This is a genomic window from Qipengyuania sp. RANM35, from assembly GCF_041021145.2.
Lineage (GTDB): Bacteria > Pseudomonadota > Alphaproteobacteria > Sphingomonadales > Sphingomonadaceae > Qipengyuania > Qipengyuania soli.
Genome location: NZ_CM196433.1, coordinates 1,060,542 through 1,083,077, shown reverse-complemented (window position 1 = coordinate 1,083,077; position 22,536 = coordinate 1,060,542). Strand labels below are relative to the sequence as shown.

The window sequence follows — 22,536 nt, the reverse complement described above, 5'->3', positions numbered from 1 at the left end:
TGACCGACACATTGGGTGTAGAAACCCATCAAGCCGATGCCCTGCCTTCGTGCCCCGTCGGTGGCGAGCGATGCTTGACGGGTGGTGAAGTTGCCTTGGGAACGGCAATTTTCGGCTCTGCGATCGACTTTGACCGGGTCACCATTCGGCGGCGTAAGTTCTTCCCCTTTCAACCTCGCAAGGTCACCATGGCTCCGCGCGGTCACCTGCATTTCCACCCCCATGGCGAGAATTACTGCGATGATTTCGCCCATGCCGACATATTTCGCCAGGCACACTTCATCCATGAGCTAACCCATGTCTGGCAGGTGCAGACAAAGGGTAACTGGTACTTACTGACGCGCCGGATGCCTTGGGCCAGATACGATTACAGTCTGAAGCCTGGTTGGGGCCTTGAGAAATACGGTATCGAACAGCAGGCCGAAATCGTTCGCCACGCATTTTTGCTGCGCAAGGGTGTCAAACTTGCAGGGGTTAGCGACAAGACTGCTTACGATATCCTCGTCCGTTTTCCCGGCGCCACGCTCTGATCCTTCCACAATGATTCCGTAGCGTCACTTGAGTAAACCGGTTTCATTGGATACGAATGCATGCGTTGACCGGGCGGCCCAACCCGCGCCCGGCGATGAGTCACTCACATGGAGCTTTCCGACTACGGTATGAGCCGCGAGCGCGGCTACCTTTCGCATTACGAAATCGACGAGATTACCCTTCCCGCACAATTCGCGCCCATCGTGGAGGCAGCAGGCAATCTTTCGGCGCTGCTGACCAGCGGCCGTGTGCGGCACTTTCTCGATGCGCTGCCAGATCCCGACATCGGTGAATGGGCCAAGACTGCGCCCGAAGAGCAAGTGCGCACCGCGATGGTCCACTACTCCTTCATCGTGCAGGGCTACGTCTGGGGCGAACCCACACCGCCCGCGCACCTGCCCGCCAATCTCGCCAGCCCGATGTGCGCAATTGCCGATCGCCTCGGCCAGGCCCCACTTCTTCCCTATTCCGGCTATGTGCTCGACAACTGGTACCGGCTCGACAAGACCGGTCCCGTCACGCTCGACAACATCGCCATGTACCAGAACTTCCTCGGCGGTGCGGACGAGAACTGGTTCGTCCTGGTCCATGTCGCGATCGAGGCCGAGGCCGGCGTCTTGCTAGACAACGCGGCGAAGCTGGTGACCATTGCCAAGACTGGCGATGAAGCAGAGGCAACGCGCCTGCTGCGCGAAATGGACGAGGCGTGGGAGCGCATCTACGGCCACTTCGCCCGCATGCCGGAGCAGTGCGATCCCTACATCTACTTCCACCGCGTGCGTCCCTACATCCATGGCTGGGCGAACAACCCGGCACTGGCAGGCGGCGGCCTCGTCTACGAAGGTATGGAGCGTTACGAGGGCAAGCCGCAGGCCTTCCGTGGCCAGACCGGCTCGCAGTCGAGCATCGTCCCGGCGATGGATGCCCTGTTCCAGGTCGGCCACAGCGACGATCCGCTGCGCCAGTTCCTCGACGAGCTCCACCAGTACCGCCCCGTGGAGCACCGCCGCTTCATCGAGGACCTTGCCGCACGGTCGACTCTGCGCACTTTCGTCGCAGGGACCGACAACGCGGAACTGAAGGCGGCTTTCAACGCCTGCCTCGAACAGTCGGCGCGTTTCCGGACCCGCCACCTTGAATATGCCGCCAGCTACATCAACAAGCAGGCCGGCAGCATCGCGGGGAACGACCCCGATGTCGGCACCGGCGGCACGCCGTTCATGAAATACCTCAAGAAGCACCGCGACGAGAACGCCGCGCAACTGGTTTAGTTTAGGATTCGGCAGGGATTTTTTGCTACGATTAGCAAATGAGCAGCAATATCCCTGCCGAGTTTTCTATCGCTCGGAGTGAGTTCATAGATGCCCACAATCATGCCGACCAGTCGGTTCGGGAAAGATTGGCCGTCTTGAAGATCGCTTCAAAGACTTTACTTGCTCAGAATATCGAAGCTCTACGTAAGACCCCGGCGGCACCAAGCTACTCGAAGTCAGAAAAGGCTCGGGTTGATGGACTCCTCGACGAGCTCGTCGAATTGAACGGCATTCGATGCGATATCGTGCATTCTCGAATGCAGGTTCTTCAAGTCAATCAAGTCGCCAATGCATTTTTCGCCAATGTTCAAGATCAGCAGAAGCTTGGTCGGACCGGCCTGTTGTTAACGCTCAACGAGTTACGATGCTGCACGAACACGCTTGGTAGGATTGCGCGTGAAATATCGAAGCTCGAACAGAAGCCACACGCAGCCTCCGCTGTTTCGAAAACGACCGCCTCCTAATCGTACTTCACCCCGGGAAGACCTTGGCCGCCATCGGCGATGAAGGCGTCGATGCGCTCTTCAAGCACCGGGAGCGGAACCGACCCCAGCGACAGCACCACATCATGGAACTTGCGGATGTCGAATGCCGGGCCGAGCTCCTTTTCCGCCTTTGCTCTCACCCGGCGAATGGTCATTTCACCCAGCTTGTAAGCCAAGGCTTGCCCCGGCCAGCTGATGTACCGATCGACCTCCGTGCCGACCTCGTGCGTCGATAGCGCCGTGCGAGAAGCGAGGTAATCCATCGCCTTTTCGCGACTCCATCCGTACTGGTGGATGCCGGTATCGATCACCAGTCGAACCGCGCGCCACATCTCGTAACTGAGCTGGCCGAAACGCTCGTAGGGCGTGCGATAAATGCCCATCTCGTTACCGAGATACTCGGTGTAGAGACCCCAACCCTCGCCAAAACCGGAGAAGTAGGTTTCGCGGCGGAAGCGCGGTGCCTCGGCTTGTTCCAGTGCCACGCCGGCCTGGAAGCTATGGCCCGGGATACACTCGTGCATGGTGAGGGCCGGAATGTTGTACAGAGGACGCGATGGCAGGTCGTAAGTGTTCATCTGGCACGCATCGAGTCCGCCCCGCCCCGCCGTGTAGAAGGGGGCAATCGCCGGATCGACCGGGCGAATGGTGAAGCGATGGCGTGGCAGGAAGCCGAAATAGTCTGCGATCTTTCCGTCGACACGCTTCGCGACATAGGCCGATACCCCCATCAGCTCGTCAGGCGTTTTGGCGACGAACTGTGCGTCGGTCCTCAGGAAGTGGACGAACTCCTGTAGAGTGCCCTCGAACTCGGCCTCTCCCTTAACTCTCTCCATTTCGGCGGTAATGCGGGCGACTTCCGAAAGGCCGATCTGGTGAATCTGTTCAGCGGTCAGGTCGAGCGTGGTGTATTCGCGGATCTGCTGTTCGTAGTAGGCCTTGCCGTCCGGGAACTCGCTTGCTCCCAGTGTCGTGCGCGTCTTCGGCAGGTACTCGTCGCGGAAAAATGCCAGGAAGTCGCGATATGCCGGCGTTACCGCTTCGGAGATCGCTGCCCTGCCCTCGGCCAGCAAACGCTCGCGCTCTGCAGCGGGAATGCGCTCGGGCATCTGCTTGAACGCACCCCAGAACGGACTCTTTTCGGGATCGTCCACCACGTAAGCTGCAAGCGAGGCATCGCGACCCTCCAAGGTAACTCGAGGTACGCTGAAACCGCGCTTCAGGCCTGCGCGCGCGTTTGCCTTGTTCTCGGCAAAGAACCGGGGAAGGTCGCGCATCCGGCTTATGTAGCGATCGTATTCTTCGACCGTGGTGAAGCCATTACGCGCAGCGAGGTAGCTCCAGAAGTTGTTGTCGCTATCGAATGGCATTTCCCATTCGCGGAACTTCGCATCGCCGACTTCGGTCTGGAGAAGGTGGCGAAATACGGCAGCGTCGATCTTGCCTTCGGCGGTCAATGCCCCGCCGTCGATGCTATCCAGCTTCGCCAGCATGGTCTTGGCAAACTGAGCGCGCTGGCGATTGGCCTCGGGGGTTACCGACCAGAACTTTCCGCCAGGGGTCGTGCTACCGTTGGCTTCTTCGATCTGCCCGTAATCGGACATTCGCTGCGAATACCACTGGTCCGCCAGCGCGGATACCTGCGCGTCGGCACTCTCTTGCGCCATGGCCGGAACCGACAAAATGGCGACGAGGACCGCCGCCGGATAGAAAGCAGTCCTCATCGAAATTCCCTTCTGTAGGGGATCAGTCAGGCTTCTTTGCGACGCCGACCATTGCCGGACGGAGCAGGCGATCCTTGATCATGTAGCCGGCCTGCATTTCCTGAACGATGGTGCCGGGCTCTGCATCTGCCGTCGGGATTTCGAGCATAGCCTGGTGCTGGTTCGGGTCGAGCGGCATGCCTGTCGAGGCGATGCGGGTGATGCCGTTCTGCGAGAAGACTTTTTCCAGCTCGCGTTGGGTGGCCTCTATACCGGCGATGAAGCCCTTCGACTTCTCGCTCTCGCGCAATTCGTCGGGGATGTGGTCGAGAGCGCGCGCAAGATTATCGGCAACGCTCAGGATGTCCCGTGCAAAACCAGTCGCGGCATAGTTGCGCGCGTCCTGGATTTCCTTTTCGAGCCGGCGGCGTACGTTCTGCGTTTCCGCGCGTGCATAGAGCACGTCCTGCATGGCGGCTTCGAGATCGTCCTTGAGCTTGCCGAGCGCCTCGCCCAGAGAACCCTCTTCGCTCTCGCCATTGTCGCGCATATGCTCGGGCACGCCTTCCATCTCGCGCGCCACTTCCTCGTCGACCGCCTTGGTCCGCGGTTCGTCCTTGTTCTCGTCGATCACTTGAAAAACCCTGTCAGCCTATTCTCTTGCCCAATGATCGGGCCGTGAAATCCACCATGGGGACGACGCGCGCGTAATTCAACCGAGTCGGGCCGATCACGCCCAGCACGCCGACCACCTTTCCCTCGCGATCGCGGTATGGCGCGGCGATGACGGATGAACCGGAAAGCGAGAACAGGCGGTTCTCGCTTCCGATGAAAATACGCATGGCTTCGGCCTGCCGCGCGCGTTCGAGAAGTTCGGACACCGATTGCTTGTTCTCGAGGTCGTCGAGGAGAGATCGGACGCGATCGATATCGGCAAGGGCGCTTTCGTCGAGAAGATTCGCCTGGCCGCGCACGATGAGCACAGGGCGGTTGGCCGCGTCCTCCGTCCAGGTTGCTATGCCCCGCCGAACGAGGTCTCTGCTTGCTTCGTCGAGTGCGCTTTTCCCCGACGCGATTTCGCTCTCGACCAGATGAGCCGCCTCGGCAAGGGTTCGTCCGGCTGCACGAGCAGTGAGATAGTTGCTCACCTGCTCCAGGGACGATCGCAGCGCCTCGGCTGGCAACGGGAGAATACGATTTTCGACGTGCCCGTCCTCGCCCACCAGTACTGCCAATACGCGACTGGCATCGAGCGGCGTCAGCGAAACTTGCGCGAGCCTCGGCTCGCGGCGCGGGACCATGACCATGCCCGCTGCGCCCGAGAGGTCGGACAGCAGGGCGGACGTCTCTTCCAACGCCCGTTCAATCGGCCCCGGTTCGGAAAGGCGCTGCTCGATGGCCGCACGCTCTTCGCGCGTAGGCTCTGCAACCTGCATCATGGCATCGACGAACAGGCGCAGACCGGTTTCGGTTGGCATGCGCCCTGCACTGGTGTGCGGGGCGGACAGCAACCCCCTTGTCTCAAGATCGGCGAGGACATTGCGGATCGAAGCCGGGGAGAGGTTTAGCCCCCCTTCGCCAGCCAGGGTCTTCGAGCCCACCGGAATGCCGCTGTCGAGATAGCCTTCGACGACGAGACGGAAAATCTCGCGTGCACGGTCGCTGAGGTCGGTGAGCGGGGGCGAATTCATCCACCCTATCTAGCTGCTCCCCTTGCGGCCTCAAGACCCTTGCGCCAAACGCGGACCCGAGAATCGCCTGCACTGGAGAAACACATGCGACCTTCCGGACGCGCGCCCGACGAGATGCGCGCCATCACCATCGAAACCGGCTTTACCAAGCACGCCGAGGGCAGCTGCCTGATCAGCTTCGGCGAAACCCGGGTGCTGTGCACCGCCAGCGTCGAGGACCGTTTGCCGCCCTGGATGCGCGGCAAGAACGAAGGCTGGGTCACCGGCGAATATTCAATGCTTCCACGCGCCACCCACACCCGCGGCCAGCGCGAGGCAGCCAAGGGCAAGCAGAGCGGACGAACTCAGGAAATCCAGAGACTTATCGGTCGCTCCTTGCGCGCCGTGGTAGACATGAAAAAACTCGGTGAGCACCAGATCACGCTCGACTGTGACGTGCTGCAGGCCGATGGCGGAACGCGTACGGCATCCATTTCTGGCGCGTGGGTTGCCCTGCGGCTTGCAGTCGATGGCCTGATGAAGTCGGGCGCTATCAAGGAAGACCCGATCACTGCAAAAGTGGCCGCAATCTCCTGTGGTATCTACAACGGCACTCCGGTGCTCGACCTCGACTACCCAGAGGACAGCAGCGCCGATGCCGACGCGAACTTCGTGTTGATCGAAGGCGGCAAGATTGCCGAGGCACAGGCCACCGCCGAGGGCGCTCCCTATGACGAGGAAGGCTTCCTGCGCCTCCTGCGGCTTGCCCAGATCGGCTGCGCGCAGATCTTCAAGGCCCAGGAAGAGGCCACGCGCAAATGACCCGCAGGCTCGGCTCGGGATCGCTGGTGATCGCCACCCACAATGCGGGCAAGCTCAAGGAGATTTCCGCTCTCCTCGATCCGCATGGCGTGAAGTGCATCTCGGCCGGGTCGCTGGGCCTGCCCGAACCTGCGGAAACCGGAACGACGTTTGTCCAGAATGCGCTGATCAAGGCCCGTGCGGCGGCAGAGGCGTCAGGTCTTGCCGCCCTCGCCGACGACAGCGGCCTATCGGTGGATGCCCTCGACGGCAGACCCGGAGTCTACACCGCCGACTGGGCCGAGCGCCAGTGGTTCGAAGGCGATCCGGGCCGCGACTGGTACATGGCCATGGGCAAGGTAGAGGGGATGCTCCAGCAAAAGGGAGCCGACGTCGACCGTTCCTGCGCCTTCCATTGCGTTCTCGCGCTGGCGTGGCCGGACGGGGAGTACGCAATCTACGAGGGAACGGCTCCGGGGACCCTGACCTGGCCACCGCGTGGCACCATGGGTTTCGGTTACGATCCGGTCTTCGTGCCGATCGGACGCACCCATACCTTTGCTGAGCTTGATCCGGAGGAAAAGCATCGCATCAGCCACCGGGCCGATGCCTTTGCCAAGCTGGTTGCCGAGCAATTCGGCTAGGCGCTCAATAGGCTCGCTGACCCCAGACATTGCCGGCGGGCCAGTAGCGGCAGACAAGGACGTCGTTTCCACGAGCAGTCACCACTGCGCAGCCTACTTCCTGCGTGTTGCGCCACACCACCTGCGTGTAGTGACCGACGTCCTTCCAGTTTCCCGTGCGCGAGATGTTGGGCAAGGCTTCGTGCCGGTAGTTCTTGCGCTCGTCGATGAACATGCCGACCATCGTTTCCACCGGCCAATTGCCGGCGGTCCCCATCCAGAGATTCTCGCCCGTTCCGTTCCGTATAGTTCTGTCGGCATGGTCCAGCCTGCCCCTGCGCGAAAGTTCCTGCGCCCAGTCGCGGGCCTCGTCCTCGAGATGCACGTTCCATTTGAGCTTCGGCAGGTTCAATCGCGCGCGCTCGTCATTATGTGTCTTGAGCATCCGCGCGGCGAGATGCAGATCCGACGTCGCGCCCGGCGACGATGCGCTTGCGGCCACGGCGATCCCCGTGGCACACAGCATTCCCAACGCGCCGACAAGCGACGCGACCCGTTTTTTTGACCCGTCCATGGGCGCGTAAATTCCGCCCGCAAGATTAAGATTGGCTGAAGGCATCTTGGCTCGCGCTCTCTACATACACTGGCCATTCTGCCTCGCGAAATGTCCCTACTGCGACTTCAACAGCCACGTCCGTGATAGTGCTGATATGGGCGCGTGGGAGGCCGCACTTTTGGCCGATATGCGCCACGAGGCAGCGCAGGTTTCTTCTAAGGAACCGCTCGCAAGTATCTTTTTTGGCGGAGGAACTCCCTCCCTCATGCCACCGCGCCTGGTCGAAAGGTTGCTGCGGGAAGCGGAAGATATCTGGGGTTTCGACGACGGGATCGAGATCACGCTGGAAGGCAATCCCTCTTCCGTCGAGGCAGCCAATTTCGCCGCGCTGGTCGCCGCCGGGGTCAATCGCGTGTCGCTGGGCGTACAGAGTCTGCGGGACGAGACGCTCCGTTTTCTCGGCAGGCTGCATGATGCTGTAGAGGCTATAGAGGCTCTTGTAGTAGCGCAGCGCACATTCAAGCGCGTCTCGTTCGACCTGATCTATGCCCGGCCGGGCCAGAGCGAGTCGGCCTGGCGCCAGGAATTGTCCGAAGCCCTCGACCTCGGGACCGGCCATCTCTCGCTGTACCAGCTGACAATCGAGCCTGCGACGCGTTTCGCCACGGACGTCAGGCTGGGCATCTTCAACCCGCTCGACGATGACCGGGCGGCTGACCTGTTTGCCCTCACCCGCGAGATGACCGAGGCGGCAGGACTTCCCGCATACGAGGTCAGCAACCACGCGCGTCCCGGCGAGGAAAGCCGCCACAATCTCACCTACTGGCGTTACCAGGACTACATGGGGATCGGTCCCGGCGCTCACGGGCGCCGCAACGGCATTGCTACGACACGGCATCGCAAGCCTGAGAACTACCTCGCAGCTGTGAGCGAACGCGGGCACGGCATTGCTGAAGAGCGGGTGCTCGGAACGAGGGAGCAGGCATCCGAAGCCTTGCTGATGGGCCTCAGACTTGCCGAGGGGATCGATCTCGAGACCATCGCCAGGCGCTTCGACGTCACGCCTGCCACACTTGTCGATGACGCCAAGCTGGCGCTCTACCGCGACCTCGGCCTTGCGTGGCAGGCGAACGGACGCGTTGGCGTCACGCCGCAGGGAATGCCGCTGCTCGATGCGCTGCTGGGCGAGCTGGTGCAGGCAGACCTCGTGACGTCATGAGCAAGGCCGACCTGCTCGAGGCATGGCACAATCACCTCGCGCTTGGGCGGCGCCGTTCGCCGCACACGGTGCGGGCTTATGGAGCCGCGGCGGAACGACTGCTTTCCAGTACAGGCTTCACCAGCTTCGATGACGTCGCCGACGTCACCGCGATGCAATTGCGCACCCATCTGGCGTCACGCCGCGCAGACGGACTGTCCAATGCCTCCGCTGCACGGGAACTCTCGGCCCTCAAGGGCTTCGTTTCATTCGCCAGGGCGCAGACCGGTCGCGAGCGGGCAGAAGCCCCGCGCCTGCGTGGCCCGCGGATCAAGAAGGGCCTGCCCCGCCCCGTGACGCCGGACGATGCAGTCGGCCTTGCCGACACGGTCGGCGAGCTGGCGGCCACGGAGTGGATTGGTGCTCGCGATCGCGCCGTGCTTCTCCTTCTGTATGGCGCGGGCATGCGCATTGCCGAGGCACTTTCCCTCAAGGGTGGCGACCTGCCACTGGGAGAGCGGCTGACCGTGACGGGCAAAGGCGGAAAGCAACGCGTGGTGCCGCTGCTGCCGGTCATCAGGGATGCGGTCGCCACCTATGTCGACAAGTGCCCCTGGCGCCTTACCAGCGATGGTCCGCTGTTCCGTGGCGCGAAAGGTGGCGCACTGTCGCAGGGCATGGTCCAGAAGGCGACGGTCCAGGCGCGCAAGGCACTCGGCCTACCGGATACTGCCACACCGCACGCCCTGCGGCACAGCTTCGCGACGCACTTGCTCGGCGCGGGTGCCGACCTGCGCAGCCTTCAGGAACTGCTCGGTCATGCCAGCCTGGGTTCGACGCAGATTTACACGAAAGTCGATGCCGCGAGCCTGCTGGAAACCTACCGCAACGCGCACCCGCGCGAACAGGACTAGTCGCCCGTCTCGCTCGGGCTCCAGGTGATCACGCGGTAAGCGTACCAGACCACACCACCGGCAAGGAAAAGGCCGACCGCCCAGCCCGCTGCCGTCTCGTAGCGCGCCATGAGGCCCGAAACCGCCCCGCCTCCGGCGATCAACGCGCCGTTCCAGATGAGCGAGCCGAGGAAGGTGAACAGGACGAAACGCCACAGTTTCATCCTCGCCAGGCCCGCCGGGAGCGAGATGATGGTCCGCAGGAAGGGCGAGAAGCGCAGGAGGAAGACGATCCAGTCGCCGTTTCGGCGAAACCTGTCCCGCGCTTCGACGAATTCATGCCACTCGAACGTCAGCCAACGGCCATAGCGCATAATGAAAGCCTTGAGGTTTTCCTCTCTCCAACGCCGGCCGAGCCAGTACCAGAAGAGGTTTCCGGCGACCGTGCCGGCTGTCCCGATCAGCAGCAGCGGGAGGAAGGCCATCTGCCCGCGCGCCACCAGCACGCCGCCATACCCCATGATGATTTCCGACGGGATCGGCGGAAAGATGTTCTCCAGCGCCATCAGCAGGAAGATGCCGACGTATCCGCCGCTGGCGATTGTGTTCAGGATGAAGGCGTTCATGCCTTGAGAATGCGCCTGTCGATTATTGGTTCGCCTGCCGCCGCTCGATGGCATCCCAGATGAGGCCAGGCGTGTCAGTCCCATTGAACCGGTCGATGGCAATGATCCCCGTCGGGCTGGTGACGTTTATCTCGGTCAGGTACTTGCCGCCGATCACGTCGATGCCGACGAAGACCAGGCCGCGCCGTTTGAGTTCGGGGCCCATGGCATCGCAGATTTCCTGCTCGCGCTCCGAAAGCTGGGTCGCCTCGGCATGGCCGCCCTGCGCGAGGTTGGAGCGAAACTCGCCCTCGCCCGGAAAACGATTGATTGCCCCTGCAACCTCGCCATCGACGAGGACGATGCGCTTGTCGCCTTCGGCCACCTCGGGGAGGAACGGCTGGATCATGTGCGGTTCGGGCCAGGTCTGGTTGAAGACCTCGCTCAGCGCCGAAAGATTGGTTCCTTCGGCGTCGATGCGGAAGATCGCCTTGCCGCCATTGCCATGAAGCGGCTTCACCACGACCGAGCCGTGCTTCTTCTGGAATTCGCGAATGTCGTCGATGCTGCGCGCGACGAGTGTCGGCGGCATGAAACGCGCGTAATCGAGAACGAACATCTTTTCCGGCGCGTTCACCACCTCGCGCGGATCATTGACCACAAGTGTAGTGCCCTTGAGCCGGTCGAGCAGGAACGCGGCGCTGATGTAGCCGAGGTGGAACGGCGGGTCTTGTCGCATGAGCACGACGTCGATGTCGCGGGCGAGGTCGATCTTGCGGCGCTCGCCTGCCGTGAAGTGGTTGCCGGCCTCGCGCCGGACGGTCACTGGCGCGGCATGCGCGGTGATCTTGCCCATCGGCGAGCCGTCGCTTTCGTAGGCGAGCGAGGCGACGTCGTAGTGCCACACCTCGTGCCCGCGTGCCTGCGCTGCCAGCATCAGGGCAAACGAGCTGTCGCCCGCGATATTGATGCTTTCCAGCGGGTCCATCTGTACCGCGACGCGCAGGCCCATGCCGATCTCCTAAGGTTGCCAGGCGTTCGCGATGTGGCGAGGGAAAGCGCCGGGCGCAAGCAGGATAACGTCCAGCGTGATATCCTCGCCCCGGGTGGCGTAGCGATGTGCGACTGCCTCGACCGCCGCTGCAACGCGCGAAAGCCTGCGCTCGTCGATTGCGAGGTCGAGTTCCTCCCGCTTGCGGCGCCATTTGACCTCGACGAAAGCGACGAGCCGACCACGTTTCGCCACGAGGTCGATTTCGCCCGCCGCGGTCTTCACCCGTCGGTCGAGGATTTGCCAGCCCTTGGCACGGAGCCACAGCGCCGCCCTCGCCTCTCCGTCGCGGCCGCTCCTTTCGGCAATCTCGCGCTTCATTCGCCGCGTAGTTCCATCGCGCGCTTGTAGAGTTCCTTGCGGTCGAGACCGGTGACCTTGGCGACATGCGCAGCTGCCTGCGAGGTCTTCATGGTGGTCAATGCGTCGGCAAGCAGCATGTCTGCATCCTTGCCGCTCATCACCTGTTCGATCGGTGGCCCTACCAGCAGCACGATTTCCCCCTTGGGCGGATGTGCATCGTAGTAGGCGATCAGGCCGGGCGGCATGCCTCGGCGCGCCTCCTCGTGCAGTTTGGTCAGTTCGCGCGCCACGGCCACTTCACGATTGGGAAGTGCGTGATCGATCGCGTCGAGCGATTTCAGCAGGCGCGGCGCCGTTTCGTAGAAGATCAGCGTCGCGTCGATGCCGGCCAGTTCCTCAAGGAATTCGCGGCGCGCCTTGTCCTTCGACGGCAGGAAACCTGCAAACATGAAACGGTCGTTGGGAAGGCCCGAGAGGGTCAGCCCCATTACCGCCGCGCAGGGTCCCGGCAGCGCCGTGACCGGTATCCCCTCCGCCCGGCAATCGTTGACGAGGCGATATCCAGGGTCGCTGACCAACGGAGTCCCCGCATCGCTGACCAGTGCGACTGCCCGCGTCCGCATCGATTCGACGAGGCGCGAACGATCGCGATGCTCGCTGTGGTCGTCGTATCGCCAGAGCGGCTTTGAAATACCGAGATGTTTCAGGAGTTTGCCAGTCACCCGAGTATCCTCGCAAGCCACACCGTCGCAGCGGCGCAGGACATCGACCGCACGCAGGGTGATGTCGCCGAGGTTGCCGATAGGGGTGGCAACGATATAGAGCCCCGGATCGAGGCTATTTTCGGGAGGGGCGTTTTCGCTCACCCTCCCCCAATGGACAGATGTAAGGGACGCGGCAAGATGAAGCGCTGGACTATCGACCGTCGAGCCATGGTGACGATGGGGCTGGCAGCCCTGCTGGCGGGGTGCGCCGTCATTCCGAAGGGGGCACAAAGGCCCGGGCCGGTGGACACGCCGACGGGCGAGCCGACCGAGGCGCTGCCGACCGACGAGACGCGCCATCGCATTGCCCTGCTCGTCCCGATGACGGGATCGAACGGCAACGTCGGGCAGGCGATCGCCAATGCGACCACCATGGCGCTGCTCGACACCAATGCGAGCAACTTGCGCATCACGACCTACGACACGGCCATCGGACCGCAGGCGGCGGCGAAGAAGGCGGTGCAAGAGGGGAACAAGCTGATCCTCGGCCCGCTGCTGGGCACGAACGTGCCCTCGGTCCTGGCGGAGGCTCGTCCGGCGAACGTTCCGGTCATCACCTTCTCCAACGATACGACTGTCGGCGGACCGGACGTCTTCGTCATGGGCCACATCCCCGAACAGTCGATCATGCGCACCATCCAGTATGCCCGGACGAAGGGCTCGCAGAACTTCGCCATCCTCTCGCCGGGCGGCGAATATGGCGAACGCGCCGAAGCGGCGATGAAGCAGGCAGTCGCGACATTCGGCGGCAAGGTCGTGCACACCGAACGCTATTCGCGCGGCAACACCTCGATCGTCAGCGCAGCGCAGCGATTGAAGGCGAAGGGCGGCTACGATGCGATTCTCATCGCCGAGGGCGCACGACTGTCCATACAGGCTGCGGGCGTGCTCAAGCCTGGCGGTGCGGGGTCCGCACGCCTGTTGGGGACCGAACTCCTGAGCGGCGAAAGCTCGATCACCAAGGCTTCCGCTATGCGCGGGACCCTGTTCTCCGCCGTGTCGGACAGCCGTTACAAGCGTTTCGTCGACAGCTACGAAGCCCGTTTCGGCAGCCAACCCTATCGTGTGGCAACGCTCGGTTACGATGCTGTCCTGCTGACCCTGCGTGTCGCGCGTGACTGGAAGGTCGGAAAGGCATTCCCGATAAAGAGCCTGCGCAGCGAGGACGGTTTCCTCGGCCTCGACGGCGCCTTCCGCTTCAAGAATTCCGGCGTGGTCGAACGCGCCATGGAGTTGCGCGAAGTGCGTGCGAACGAGGTGGTGGTCGTGGAGGCAGCGCCCGCACGTTTCTGAGGGGGCGGATAACCCGCGCCGTGCGCTTGTAGCGGCGCGAGCCACCGCGATATAGCGAAGCCATGTCCGACGATCTTTTCGACAATACCCCCGCGACCAGCGGCGATTACGACGCATCCTCCATCGAAGTCCTCGAGGGTCTCGAGCCCGTCCGGCGTCGTCCCGGCATGTATATCGGTGGCACCGACGATCGCGCCCTCCACCACCTTGTCGCCGAAGTTCTCGACAACGCGATGGACGAGGCGGTCGCGGGCCATGCGAGCCGGATCGAAATGCGCCTCGACGAGAACAATCGCGTCACCATTTCCGACAACGGTCGCGGGATCCCGGTGGCCGAGCATCCCAAGTATCCGGGCAAGTCGACGCTCGAGGTCATTCTCACCACCCTGCATTCCGGCGGCAAGTTCTCCGGCAAGGCCTATGCCACCAGCGGCGGCCTCCACGGCGTCGGCGTCAGCGTGGTCAATGCCCTGTCGAGCGACACCCGCGTCGAAGTCGCACGCGACCGCCAATTATACGCGCAGGAATTCTCCAAGGGCCATCCGACCGGCAAGCTGCAGGAACTTGGTCCGACGCCCAACCGCCGCGGCACCACTGTGTCCTTCGTGCCGGATACCGAGATTTTCGGCGACCGTGCCTTCAGCCCCAAGCGCCTGTTCAAGCTGGCGCGTTCGAAGGCCTACCTCTTTGCCGGCGTCGAGATCCGCTGGAAGTGCGCCCCTTCGCTCGCCACCGACGATGTGCCCGAAGAGGCGGTGTTCAAGTTCCCCGGCGGCCTTGCCGATCACCTTGCCGAACAGATCGGCGGGCGCGAATGCGTTACCTCTCAGCCTTTCGTCGGTTCGCAGGATTTTCCGGAAGAACAGGGCCGCGTCGAATGGGCGATTGCCTGGCCGCTGTTCTCCGACGGGTCGACCAGCTGGTATTGCAACACCGTTCCGACGCCCGACGGCGGCACCCATGAACAGGGCGTTCGCGCCGCGCTGACCAAGGGCCTGCGAGCCTTCGGCGAACTGACCGGCACCAAGAAGGCCAAGGACATCTCCGCCGACGATGTAATGACCGGTGCGGAGGTCATGCTGAGCGTCTTCATCCGTGACCCGCAATTCCAGTCGCAGACCAAGGATCGCCTGACCTCGCCCGAGGCCGCGCGCCTTGTCGAGAATGCGGTGCGCGATCACTTCGACCACTTCCTCACCGATAACATGGACCGGGGCAAGGCGCTGCTGGGACAGGTGATGGAGCGCATGGACGAGCGCCTGCGTCGCAAGGCCGAGCGCGAGGTGAAGCGCAAGACCGCGACCAATGCCAAGAAGCTGCGCCTCCCCGGCAAGCTGACCGACTGTTCGGGCGAAGGCGACGGCGAAACAGAACTGTTCATCGTCGAAGGCGACAGCGCCGGCGGCAGCGCCAAGCAGGCACGCGACCGCAAGACCCAGGCAATCCTGCCGATCCGCGGCAAGATCCTCAACGTCGCGTCAGCTACGGCCGACAAGATCCGCGCCAATTCCGAAATTGCCGACCTTACCCTCGCCATGGGCTGCGGCACGCGAAAGGATTGCGACCCGGAAAACCTGAGATACGACCGCATCATCATCATGACCGACGCCGACGTCGACGGCGCGCATATCGCCACGCTGCTGATGACCTTCTTCTTCCAGGAAATGCCCGAAGTCGTGCGTAATGGGCACCTCTACCTCGCGCAGCCGCCACTCTATCGCCTGACCGCAGGCAAGGAGAGCCGCTACGCCCGCGACGACATCCATCGCAAGGAACTCGAAGAGACGGTCTTCAAGGGCAAGAAGGTCGAGGTTGCGCGCTTCAAGGGCCTGGGTGAAATGAACCCCGGCCAGCTGCGCGAAACCACGATGAACCCGGAGAGCCGCAGCCTCATCCGCATCACCCTCCCGCAGGAATTCGAGCAGCGTGCAGTGGTCAAGGAACTGGTCGACCAGCTCATGGGCCGCAATCCCGAGCATCGTTTCAACTTCATCCAGAACAATGCGGGCGAGTTCGACCGCGAAATGATCGATGCTTGAGGAGCTGGTGATGCGCGCGTTTGTCGATCTGCTTGGCACCTTCTCTCCAGCGCTCGCCGACGCGGCCAAGAAGTTTGCATCCGACCCCCAAACCACGACCCCTGTGGAATAGACCTCTCGCGATAATCGGGGCCTCGCATTCGGAATTGCTCCGAAGCACAATTGCTGCATCGATCTTCTGGCGCGAAGCCCTGACTCTCGCATGATGTCCCAACGTATGTTAGGATATGCTAATATGAGGAGGGTCCGCGCTTGCGCGAGCACGAACTACGGCAGCAGATAAACACGGAAATGCACCTTCGCCGGTGGCCGCCTTTGAACGCTCCTGCGTATCTGCTCCAAAATCTCAGGATCGTTGCACCCGAAGAACGCGATGCAGAAAACGAGATTGTAGGTCGGTGGCTCTATAGTTCGGCACCGCTGGACCCGACCTGTCGCCATGTTTCGGGTTCTCTTCCGGGTGGTACGCCATTGACCTGGGAACGACATACCGAAGGCTCGACGATCACCGTCTTCCATGCCGGCGCCCCGGAAAAATTGGTGCTGGATGATACCCTGAGAGAACTGGACTCCTTGCCCGGCAAGGTCCTGCGCGCGACCGAAATCATCCTTGTGGCGAGCGAACGGGATGCGCATTCCATCTTGCCCGGACTCAATTTTAACGACGGGGAACTCGTTTCCTCGCAGATAGGCGGCGCAATGCGCTTCTGGTCCGATTTCAGACTCCACGAACGCCGGTATGGCCGCGTGCTGGTGGCGACGTGCGGTGCCGAAGCGGGGACGATTTCACGAATAGTCCAGCAACTCCAGGAACTGGGAAACTATCGCAATCTTGCCCTTCTCGCCCTGCCGACAGTGCGTCGCCAATGGGCAGAACTGGACGGTGCGGAAGCAGAACTGGGTCGTATCGCCGAACGCGTCTCGGACCCCGCCACGAATGACGACGACCTCCTCGAAGGAGTTTCCGAACTCTCCTTGAACATTGCCAACCTGACGAATGAGGTTGGCTATCGGCTCGATGCTACGCGCGCCTATGCCGAGCTGGTCGCCGAGCGGCTCGAGGATCTTGCTCCCGAGCCGATCGGCAATCACCAGTCGCTCACCAGTTTCACTCGCCGCAGGCTTATGCCCGCCGTGCGTACCTGCGCGGCGCACCGCGATCGCCTGCTCATCCTCTCGCAGCGCGCGGCGAACCTGACAGCGCTGCTGAGAGCACGTGTGGAAACACGCATCGAAAACCAGAACGCGCGACTGCTGGGATCAATGGAGCGAACGTCACAGCGCCAGATGCGCCTGCAGCAACTTGTCGAAGGCCTGTCGATCTTTGCCCTCGCCTACTACGGCGTCGGCCTGTTGGGATATGTCCTCGACGCGATGGACGAGCATCAGGGCTTGCCAACCCATGCCATGATCAAGGCTTGGGCCGTTCCCGTTTTCATGGCTACGATCTGGCTTGGAATACACGCGGTCAAGCGGCGTATCCTGTCGGATGACGGGTAAGCCGAGCTACGTACCGCTCAGGGGAAGCAACTGGCTCTTGCCCTTAGCGTCGACGCACCCTAACGCTAACGTAAAGTTGCAAGGGAAAACCGATGTCCGACCAGTCCCGTTTTGAAGGTACCAGCTCCTACATCGCTACCGAAGACCTCAAGGTCGCGGTGAATGCAGCAGTCACGCTGCGCCGCCCGTTGCTGGTCAAGGGCGAGCCCGGCACGGGCAAGACGGTCCTTGCGCACGAGATTTCCAAGGCCCTCAACGCACCGCTGATCGAATGGAACGTTAAGTCGACGACCAAGGCGCAACAGGGTCTTTACGAATACGACGCCGTGGCCCGCCTGCGCGACGGCCAGCTTGGCGACGAGCGTGTCCACGACATCTCGAACTACATCAAGAAGGGCAAGCTGTGGGAGGCCTTCACCAGCCCCGAACTGCCCGTCCTGCTCATCGACGAGATCGACAAGGCCGACATCGAGTTCCCGAACGACCTGTTGCAGGAACTCGATCGCATGAGTTTCGACGTCTACGAAACGCACACGCGGATCGAGGCCAAGGAACGCCCGATCGTCGTCATCACCTCGAACAACGAGAAGGAACTGCCCGACGCATTCCTGCGCCGCTGCTTCTTCCACTACATCAAGTTCCCCGACCGCGAGACGATGCGTGACATCATCGAGGTCCACTATCCCGGCATCCAGAAGAACCTCGTCACCAAAGCGATGGATATCTTCTACGAAATCCGCGAAGTCCCCGGCCTCAAGAAGAAGCCTTCGACCAGCGAACTGCTCGACTGGCTCAAGCTGCTCCTCAACGAGGACATGCCCGTCGAGGTGCTGCAGGACAGCAATCCCAACGCCGCCATCCCTCCGCTGCATGGCGCGCTGCTCAAGAACGAGCAGGACGTGATGATGTTCGAGCGGCTGGCCTTCATGGCGCGCCGCCAGAGCTGACGCCTATTGCCGCAACGAAAAAGGGGCGCGTTCCATTGCCGGAACGCGCCCCTTGTCGTTTCTGCGGCTGCAATCAGTCGAAGGTGTAAGCCAGCTCGGAATCACCCCAGCGGCGTCCGTTGATGAACAACGGCACGTAGACGTTACGGACCACGATGTAGTTCTTGCCGTCGCCCTCCTGGCGATAGACTGCCATGGTGTAGGGATCGCTGCTGGCCTTCGAGACCAGGTCGACACCTTCGAGGATGATACGGCCGTTGCGGCAATACTTTGTGTCGTGCGCGATGTCGCCGGTGGGCTGGCGCGAATGGGCACTGACGTGGGTCGGCAGGAAGCCCCTCATGTCTGCCGGCGAGCACATCTTGATGTAGCCGCCTTCGGCAACCACGGCGTCGATCACGGGGCGCCAATTGCGGTCAGCCCAGTCGCTCAGCGTGGTGCGGTAGAGCTGCGGATTGGTACCCGGTACCGGACGATAGTTCTGGTCGAACAATTGCTCCATGGTCAGTTCCCCCTTGGCAATTGCCTCTTCAGCAATGCGGGCGAGGTTCTGGCAATGGGCCATTGCCCGGTCGACCATGGCGCTATCGTTGGGCGAAAGACCTGCCTTGACCAGCTTGTCGAACATGTCGCTCGCGGTGAGTTCGAGCTCCTCCATGCGGCCATGGGCGGTTTCGAGCTTGCCCTCGTTGGTCGTGACCGCGAGATCGAAGTCGTGGAGCACGTCCTGCACGCGGTGCACATGGTCCGAAATCGTCGCGGTATTGCGTGCAATCTGATCCTGCTGGCCGTCAACTTCGACCAGGATTTCGCACACGTTACGCATCGTATGTTCGATCATTGAAACCGAGCTCTTTGCATGCGCGCTTGCTGCACTGCCGCTCTGGATTTTTTCGATGACGATTTCCGCTTCGCTGCCGAGCATGTCGATCGTGCGAGCAATCTCTTCGGTTGCCTTGCGGGTTTCGCTGGCAAGGGTCTTCACCTCGTTGGCGACGACCGCGAAGGTGCGGCCCTGCTCGCCGGCACGCATCGCCTCGATCGTGGCGTTGAGCGCGAGGATGTTGGTCGTTTCGGCAATCTGGTCGATCTCCTGTGAACTGCGACGGACCTGGTCCATCGCCGCTGCGAAACCCGTGACGTGTTCGGTCAGAGCCTCGACCAGGGTCAGCAGATTGCCGATTTCCTGGAGCGAATTGCTGATAAGCTCGGTCCCGTCGCTGAGGCGCGAGATTGCCCGTTCCGAGAGAATTCGCGCCTCGTCGCTGGCTTCGAGGACCTTGCGCTGGTCTTCGTCGAGGGCAGAAACCGTTCCCTGCAATTCGATGTATTCCGCACGCAGATGCCCGAAGGAGTCGATCACGCCCTGCACAATGCCTGCAACGTCGGTGCAGCCGACCGTTACCTTGCCGCAGCTTTCGGGGATCTGGCTGATATTCGCCGCACCCTGCGTGTTGATTGCACTGATTTCCATGAGCGGAACGCCCCCGTTCTTGTCCTTTGGCGATCCGGATAAACGGGAATGGTTAGCGGCGGGTTAAGCGTGGCGCTTTTCGCTTCGCCTCAGCCGCTGGTCGCGCTACGCTGCGAACATGTTCTTCAACTTCGTCGACGAGCTGCGCGCAGCAGGCATCCCCGCAAGCTTCAAGGAGCACCTCACCCTGCTGGAGGCGCTCGACAAGGACGTGATCGAGCAGACGCCCGAGGCGTTCTACTACCTTTCGCGCGCGACCTTCGTGAAGGACGAGGGGTTGATCGATCGCTTCGACCAGGTCTTCGCCAAGGTCTTCAAGGGCATAATGTCGGATTACGGGCAAAACCCGGTCGACATTCCCGAGGACTGGCTGAAGGCCGTCGCCGAGAAGTTCCTTTCCGAAGAGGAGATGGAGGCGATCAAGTCGCTGGGGTCCTGGGACGAGATCATGGAGACGCTGAAGAAGCGGCTCGAGGAACAGGAAAAGCGCCACCAGGGCGGCAACAAGTGGATCGGGACCGGGGGCACCTCCCCCTTCGGCAACGCGGGATATAACCCCGAGGGCGTCCGCATCGGGGGCGAGAGCAAGCACAAGCGGGCGCTCAAGGTCTGGGACAAGCGCGAGTTCAAGAACCTCGACAACACCAAGGAACTTGGCACCCGCAATATCAAGATGGCGCTGCGCCGCCTGCGCCGCTTTGCCCGTGAAGGCGCGGCGGACGAGCTCGACCTGGATGCGACGATCGACGGCACCGCCAAGCAGGGCTGGCTCGACATCCACATGCGCCCCGAGCGGCACAATGCCGTGAAGTTGCTGCTGTTTCTGGATGTCGGCGGTTCGATGGACCCTTTCATCAAGCTCTGCGAGGAACTGTTCAGCGCGGCGACGACCGAGTTCAAGAACCTCGAGTTCTTCTACTTCCACAACTGCCTCTACGAGGGGGTCTGGAAGGACAACCGCCGCCGCTGGCAGGAGCGGACCAAGACCTGGGACGTGCTCCACAAATACGGCCACGACTACAAGGTCATCTTCGTCGGCGATGCGGCGATGAGCCCCTACGAGATCACTCATCCGGGCGGCAGCGTCGAGCACATGAACGAGGAAGCGGGCGCGGTTTGGATGCAGCGCATGGTCAACACCTATCCCGCAACCGTGTGGCTCAATCCGGTGCCGGAGAAGCAGTGGAACTATTCGCAGTCGACCAAGGTGATGAAGCAGCTGGTCAATGACCGCATGTATCCGCTGACACTCGACGGGTTGGATGATGCAATGCGCGAGTTGAGCCGCAAGCAGGGATGAACTTGGCCTCGGGGGACGGCCACGTTTGCATCGCCAGCTGCACGCACGATCTGGGCGGCGAAACCCGCCTGTTCTCCTATGCACCCGTGGCGGATACGCGGATCCATCAGGGTGAAGCGATGGCGATCAAGGCCTTCGGCATTCCGGTAAGATCACCCCTCACGCCCTACATCTCTGTCTGGCACAGCGAATTCTCACCGCGCATGGATGCGCACACTCCGCCGAAGAAGGTTTACCTCAACGCGATCTTCGGGGACGACCCCTGGCATCCCCCGGCATCGCTGGTCGAGCATGCCGAACTGCGTCAGCGAAGGGATGAGCTCATTTTTGCCGCGGTCTGGGCCGTTGACGGCGCCGATCCGGTCCTCGAACGTTTCGCTGTCGAGATCCGCGCCGATGGCGGGCATACACACTTCAGGTCAATGCACGATGACGAGAACGCGCGTATGCTGGATATCGCCTGGGGGAGCCTGCACCTGCCTGCCCATGGCGCGGACAACGTTTCCTTCAATTTGCGCGCCGTGATGCCCGAACGGTATAACTTCAGAGAAGACCTTCGCGGTCGGCGGGTCGAAGTAAATCTAACCGGTTCTGCCGGCCCCATTCCGGGCTGGATCAACTATTGAGCGGGGCTTACGCTTTCGCCGTGGCGTGCGACGATTTGTCAGTCTAGGCGCACGGGATGGACTCTCCGCTGCTTGTCATCTGCCTGCTGACATTCGCCATTCACCTGATCGGTACCCTGGCCTATTCGGCACGCATTGCAGGTGTGCGAACCCAGCGGATCGCGCTGAGCTTCGCATTGTTCAACATCCTCGTGCTGTTCTCGCGTACCGCCAACGGCTTCCTCGGCCCGTTCCTTGCCAAGCGCATCGAAACGCGGCTTCATAGCGGTGCAGGCAGCGGTCTCGAGGCCGATTTTCGCCTCGTGCTGCTCTCGGCAACAATCGCGGTGCTTTCCGGTATCCTCCTGATCCCGACGGGCCAACGCGTCTTTTCGAGAGCGATCGGCTATTTTCAGAACAACCGCTCGACTACGCGCCTGCTCCTGCGCAGCGCGAGCCCGGCGGGCCTGAAAGTGATGAAGGAGTCCGTCACCCTCCCCGGCCCTTCGCAACTGGCATCGTTGCGGGGAGGACTTGGAGTTGGCTGGGGTGTTCTCTTCGGCAACATGATGGCTCAAGCGTTGTTGACAGTGGGCGTTCTCGCTTCGCTTTACGCCGGGTACCTCGCGCCCGAGTTCCGGGTGACGGCAAGCCAGCTTTCTGCGGTCGTGAACGGCTTCGCGACCATCCTGCTGTTCGCACTCATCGACCCGCAACTGTCGGTCATGACCGACGACGTGGTGGACGGGAAAGTCTCCGAGGGCCAGTTTCGCAGGACCATCGGGTGGATTTCCCTAAGCCGCCTTGCTGGCACCCTGCTGGCGCAGGCTGTGTTTATACCGGCCGCGATGGTGATTGCTGCGATCGCGGTGTACGTTTGAC

General features: G+C 62.1%; 23 protein-coding genes. 14 read left to right on the top strand and 9 right to left on the bottom strand.

Features of this window, described 5'->3' with window-relative positions; translation table 11 throughout:
• The first annotated feature begins 74 nt into the window (after nucleotides 1-74).
• From RAM60_RS05495 to RAM60_RS05485, 3 genes are all read left to right on the top strand, one after another.
• Complete coding sequence (locus tag RAM60_RS05495; protein WP_510640313.1) at nucleotides 75-530, top strand: vgr related protein; 456 nt, start codon at nucleotides 75-77, stop codon at nucleotides 528-530.
• Nucleotides 531-638: 108 nt separating this feature from the next.
• Nucleotides 639-1,802: a PrnB family protein gene (locus RAM60_RS05490; RefSeq protein ID WP_369025247.1), complete on the top strand. Its 1,164-nt coding sequence runs from the start codon at nucleotides 639-641 to the stop codon at nucleotides 1,800-1,802.
• Nucleotides 1,803-1,840: 38 nt separating this feature from the next.
• Entirely contained in the window at nucleotides 1,841-2,308 is a 468-nt protein-coding gene (locus RAM60_RS05485; RefSeq protein ID WP_200983793.1) for a hypothetical protein, read from the top strand.
• Here RAM60_RS05485 and RAM60_RS05480 read toward each other — a convergent pair.
• From RAM60_RS05480 to hrcA, 3 genes are read right to left on the bottom strand one after another with little or no spacing between them, the layout of a single operon-like run.
• Entirely contained in the window at nucleotides 2,305-4,053 is a 1,749-nt protein-coding gene (locus RAM60_RS05480; RefSeq protein WP_369025248.1) for a DUF885 domain-containing protein, read from the bottom strand. The two genes, RAM60_RS05485 and RAM60_RS05480, sit on opposite strands and share 4 nt — an antisense overlap.
• A 22-nt stretch (nucleotides 4,054-4,075) precedes the next feature.
• Nucleotides 4,076-4,663 (bottom strand): nucleotide exchange factor GrpE, encoded by a 588-nt coding sequence (locus RAM60_RS05475; protein ID WP_369026132.1) that lies wholly within the window; start codon nucleotides 4,661-4,663, stop codon nucleotides 4,076-4,078.
• Between the two features lie 16 nt (nucleotides 4,664-4,679).
• Entirely contained in the window at nucleotides 4,680-5,723 is a 1,044-nt protein-coding gene (gene hrcA, locus RAM60_RS05470) for a heat-inducible transcriptional repressor HrcA (protein WP_200983791.1), read from the bottom strand.
• A gap of 84 nt (nucleotides 5,724-5,807) precedes the next feature.
• On the opposite strand from hrcA, the gene rph reads away from it, so the two are divergent.
• Entirely contained in the window at nucleotides 5,808-6,524 is a 717-nt protein-coding gene (rph, locus tag RAM60_RS05465) for a ribonuclease PH (RefSeq protein WP_200983790.1), read from the top strand.
• Nucleotides 6,521-7,147 carry an RdgB/HAM1 family non-canonical purine NTP pyrophosphatase gene (gene rdgB / locus RAM60_RS05460; protein ID WP_369025249.1) on the top strand — a complete coding sequence of 209 codons (627 nt, stop codon included), beginning with the start codon at nucleotides 6,521-6,523 and terminating at the stop codon, nucleotides 7,145-7,147. The genes rph and rdgB overlap by 4 nt, the downstream gene beginning before the upstream one ends.
• A gap of 4 nt (nucleotides 7,148-7,151) precedes the next feature.
• Here the strand turns inward: rdgB and RAM60_RS05455 are convergent, their stop codons facing one another.
• Nucleotides 7,152-7,700 (bottom strand): CAP domain-containing protein, encoded by a 549-nt coding sequence (locus RAM60_RS05455; protein ID WP_369025250.1) that lies wholly within the window; start codon nucleotides 7,698-7,700, stop codon nucleotides 7,152-7,154.
• Nucleotides 7,701-7,746: 46 nt separating this feature from the next.
• Here RAM60_RS05455 and hemW point away from each other — a divergent pair, with 46 nt between their 5' ends.
• Together hemW and RAM60_RS05445 are read left to right on the top strand one after the other, a co-directional pair.
• Nucleotides 7,747-8,901 carry a radical SAM family heme chaperone HemW gene (gene hemW, locus RAM60_RS05450; RefSeq protein ID WP_369026133.1) on the top strand — a complete coding sequence of 385 codons (1,155 nt, stop codon included), beginning with the start codon at nucleotides 7,747-7,749 and terminating at the stop codon, nucleotides 8,899-8,901.
• Entirely contained in the window at nucleotides 8,898-9,794 is an 897-nt protein-coding gene (locus RAM60_RS05445) for a tyrosine recombinase XerC (RefSeq protein WP_369025251.1), read from the top strand. Before hemW ends, RAM60_RS05445 begins: the two co-directional genes overlap by 4 nt.
• Here the strand turns inward: RAM60_RS05445 and RAM60_RS05440 are convergent.
• The 4 genes from RAM60_RS05440 to rsmI are packed head-to-tail and all read right to left on the bottom strand — an operon-like array spanning nucleotide 9,791 to nucleotide 12,598.
• Nucleotides 9,791-10,399, bottom strand: coding sequence for a DedA family protein (locus RAM60_RS05440; RefSeq protein ID WP_369025252.1), 609 nt, complete (start codon nucleotides 10,397-10,399; stop codon nucleotides 9,791-9,793). The genes RAM60_RS05445 and RAM60_RS05440 overlap by 4 nt on opposite strands.
• Nucleotides 10,400-10,421: 22 nt before the next feature.
• Nucleotides 10,422-11,390 carry a glutathione synthase gene (gshB, locus tag RAM60_RS05435; RefSeq protein WP_369025253.1) on the bottom strand — a complete coding sequence of 323 codons (969 nt, stop codon included), beginning with the start codon at nucleotides 11,388-11,390 and terminating at the stop codon, nucleotides 10,422-10,424.
• Nucleotides 11,391-11,399: 9 nt separating this feature from the next.
• Nucleotides 11,400-11,750, bottom strand: a complete 351-nt coding sequence (locus RAM60_RS05430) for a YraN family protein (RefSeq protein WP_369025254.1) — start codon at nucleotides 11,748-11,750, stop codon at nucleotides 11,400-11,402.
• A complete protein-coding gene (gene rsmI, locus RAM60_RS05425) occupies nucleotides 11,747-12,598 on the bottom strand; it encodes a 16S rRNA (cytidine(1402)-2'-O)-methyltransferase (RefSeq protein ID WP_369025255.1) in 852 nt (283 codons plus the stop codon). Before rsmI ends, RAM60_RS05430 begins: the two co-directional genes overlap by 4 nt.
• Before the next feature lie 36 nt (nucleotides 12,599-12,634).
• Here rsmI and RAM60_RS05420 point away from each other — a divergent pair, with 36 nt between their 5' ends.
• The 4 genes from RAM60_RS05420 to RAM60_RS05405 all read left to right on the top strand — a co-directional run bounded on the left by RAM60_RS05420 (nucleotide 12,635) and on the right by RAM60_RS05405 (nucleotide 18,275).
• The gene (locus RAM60_RS05420) at nucleotides 12,635-13,789 is read left to right on the top strand and encodes a penicillin-binding protein activator (protein ID WP_369025256.1); all 1,155 of its coding nucleotides are present in this window, start codon (nucleotides 12,635-12,637) and stop codon (nucleotides 13,787-13,789) included.
• A 62-nt stretch (nucleotides 13,790-13,851) separates the two neighbouring features.
• Nucleotides 13,852-15,828, top strand: coding sequence for a DNA topoisomerase IV subunit B (parE, locus tag RAM60_RS05415; protein WP_369025257.1), 1,977 nt, complete (start codon nucleotides 13,852-13,854; stop codon nucleotides 15,826-15,828).
• A 252-nt stretch (nucleotides 15,829-16,080) separates the two neighbouring features.
• Nucleotides 16,081-17,328, top strand: a complete 1,248-nt coding sequence (locus RAM60_RS05410) for a DUF3422 family protein (RefSeq protein ID WP_369025258.1) — start codon at nucleotides 16,081-16,083, stop codon at nucleotides 17,326-17,328.
• 92 nt (nucleotides 17,329-17,420) lie between these two features.
• On the top strand, nucleotides 17,421-18,275 hold the full coding sequence (locus RAM60_RS05405; protein WP_200983779.1) for an AAA family ATPase: 855 nt from the start codon (nucleotides 17,421-17,423) through the stop codon (nucleotides 18,273-18,275).
• A gap of 73 nt (nucleotides 18,276-18,348) precedes the next feature.
• On the opposite strand, the gene RAM60_RS05400 is transcribed toward RAM60_RS05405, so the two are convergent.
• Nucleotides 18,349-19,749 (bottom strand): methyl-accepting chemotaxis protein, encoded by a 1,401-nt coding sequence (locus RAM60_RS05400; protein WP_369025259.1) that lies wholly within the window; start codon nucleotides 19,747-19,749, stop codon nucleotides 18,349-18,351.
• 118 nt (nucleotides 19,750-19,867) lie between these two features.
• Between RAM60_RS05400 and RAM60_RS05395 the strand changes: the two genes are divergently transcribed.
• From RAM60_RS05395 to RAM60_RS05385, 3 genes are read left to right on the top strand one after another with little or no spacing between them, the layout of a single operon-like run.
• A complete protein-coding gene (locus RAM60_RS05395) occupies nucleotides 19,868-21,049 on the top strand; it encodes a vWA domain-containing protein (protein WP_200983777.1) in 1,182 nt (393 codons plus the stop codon).
• The gene (locus RAM60_RS05390) at nucleotides 21,046-21,675 is read left to right on the top strand and encodes a hypothetical protein (protein ID WP_369025260.1); all 630 of its coding nucleotides are present in this window, start codon (nucleotides 21,046-21,048) and stop codon (nucleotides 21,673-21,675) included. The genes RAM60_RS05395 and RAM60_RS05390 overlap by 4 nt, the downstream gene beginning before the upstream one ends.
• Nucleotides 21,676-21,731: 56 nt before the next feature.
• Entirely contained in the window at nucleotides 21,732-22,535 is an 804-nt protein-coding gene (locus RAM60_RS05385; RefSeq protein ID WP_369025261.1) for a lipid II flippase Amj family protein, read from the top strand.
• The last annotated feature ends 1 nt before the right edge of the window (nucleotide 22,536 follow it).

What these genes read in the sequence shown, in the direction of transcription:
- RAM60_RS05490 (WP_369025247.1), top strand. Translation starts at nt 639, where the DNA reads ATGGAGCTTTCCGACTACGGTATGAGCCGCGAGCGCGGCTACCTTTCG.
- RAM60_RS05485 (WP_200983793.1), top strand. Translation starts at nt 1,841, where the DNA reads ATGAGCAGCAATATCCCTGCCGAGTTTTCTATCGCTCGGAGTGAGTTC.
- RAM60_RS05480 (WP_369025248.1), bottom strand. Translation starts at nt 4,053, where the DNA reads ATGAGGACTGCTTTCTATCCGGCGGCGGTCCTCGTCGCCATTTTGTCG.
- hrcA (WP_200983791.1), bottom strand. Translation starts at nt 5,723, where the DNA reads ATGAATTCGCCCCCGCTCACCGACCTCAGCGACCGTGCACGCGAGATT.
- rph (WP_200983790.1), top strand. Translation starts at nt 5,808, where the DNA reads ATGCGACCTTCCGGACGCGCGCCCGACGAGATGCGCGCCATCACCATC.
- rdgB (WP_369025249.1), top strand. Translation starts at nt 6,521, where the DNA reads ATGACCCGCAGGCTCGGCTCGGGATCGCTGGTGATCGCCACCCACAAT.
- RAM60_RS05455 (WP_369025250.1), bottom strand. Translation starts at nt 7,700, where the DNA reads ATGGACGGGTCAAAAAAACGGGTCGCGTCGCTTGTCGGCGCGTTGGGA.
- RAM60_RS05445 (WP_369025251.1), top strand. Translation starts at nt 8,898, where the DNA reads ATGAGCAAGGCCGACCTGCTCGAGGCATGGCACAATCACCTCGCGCTT.
- RAM60_RS05440 (WP_369025252.1), bottom strand. Translation starts at nt 10,399, where the DNA reads ATGAACGCCTTCATCCTGAACACAATCGCCAGCGGCGGATACGTCGGC.
- gshB (WP_369025253.1), bottom strand. Translation starts at nt 11,390, where the DNA reads ATGGGCCTGCGCGTCGCGGTACAGATGGACCCGCTGGAAAGCATCAAT.
- RAM60_RS05430 (WP_369025254.1), bottom strand. Translation starts at nt 11,750, where the DNA reads ATGAAGCGCGAGATTGCCGAAAGGAGCGGCCGCGACGGAGAGGCGAGG.
- RAM60_RS05420 (WP_369025256.1), top strand. Translation starts at nt 12,635, where the DNA reads ATGAAGCGCTGGACTATCGACCGTCGAGCCATGGTGACGATGGGGCTG.
- parE (WP_369025257.1), top strand. Translation starts at nt 13,852, where the DNA reads ATGTCCGACGATCTTTTCGACAATACCCCCGCGACCAGCGGCGATTAC.
- RAM60_RS05405 (WP_200983779.1), top strand. Translation starts at nt 17,421, where the DNA reads ATGTCCGACCAGTCCCGTTTTGAAGGTACCAGCTCCTACATCGCTACC.
- RAM60_RS05400 (WP_369025259.1), bottom strand. Translation starts at nt 19,749, where the DNA reads ATGGAAATCAGTGCAATCAACACGCAGGGTGCGGCGAATATCAGCCAG.
- RAM60_RS05395 (WP_200983777.1), top strand. Translation starts at nt 19,868, where the DNA reads ATGTTCTTCAACTTCGTCGACGAGCTGCGCGCAGCAGGCATCCCCGCA.
- RAM60_RS05390 (WP_369025260.1), top strand. Translation starts at nt 21,046, where the DNA reads ATGAACTTGGCCTCGGGGGACGGCCACGTTTGCATCGCCAGCTGCACG.
- RAM60_RS05385 (WP_369025261.1), top strand. Translation starts at nt 21,732, where the DNA reads ATGGACTCTCCGCTGCTTGTCATCTGCCTGCTGACATTCGCCATTCAC.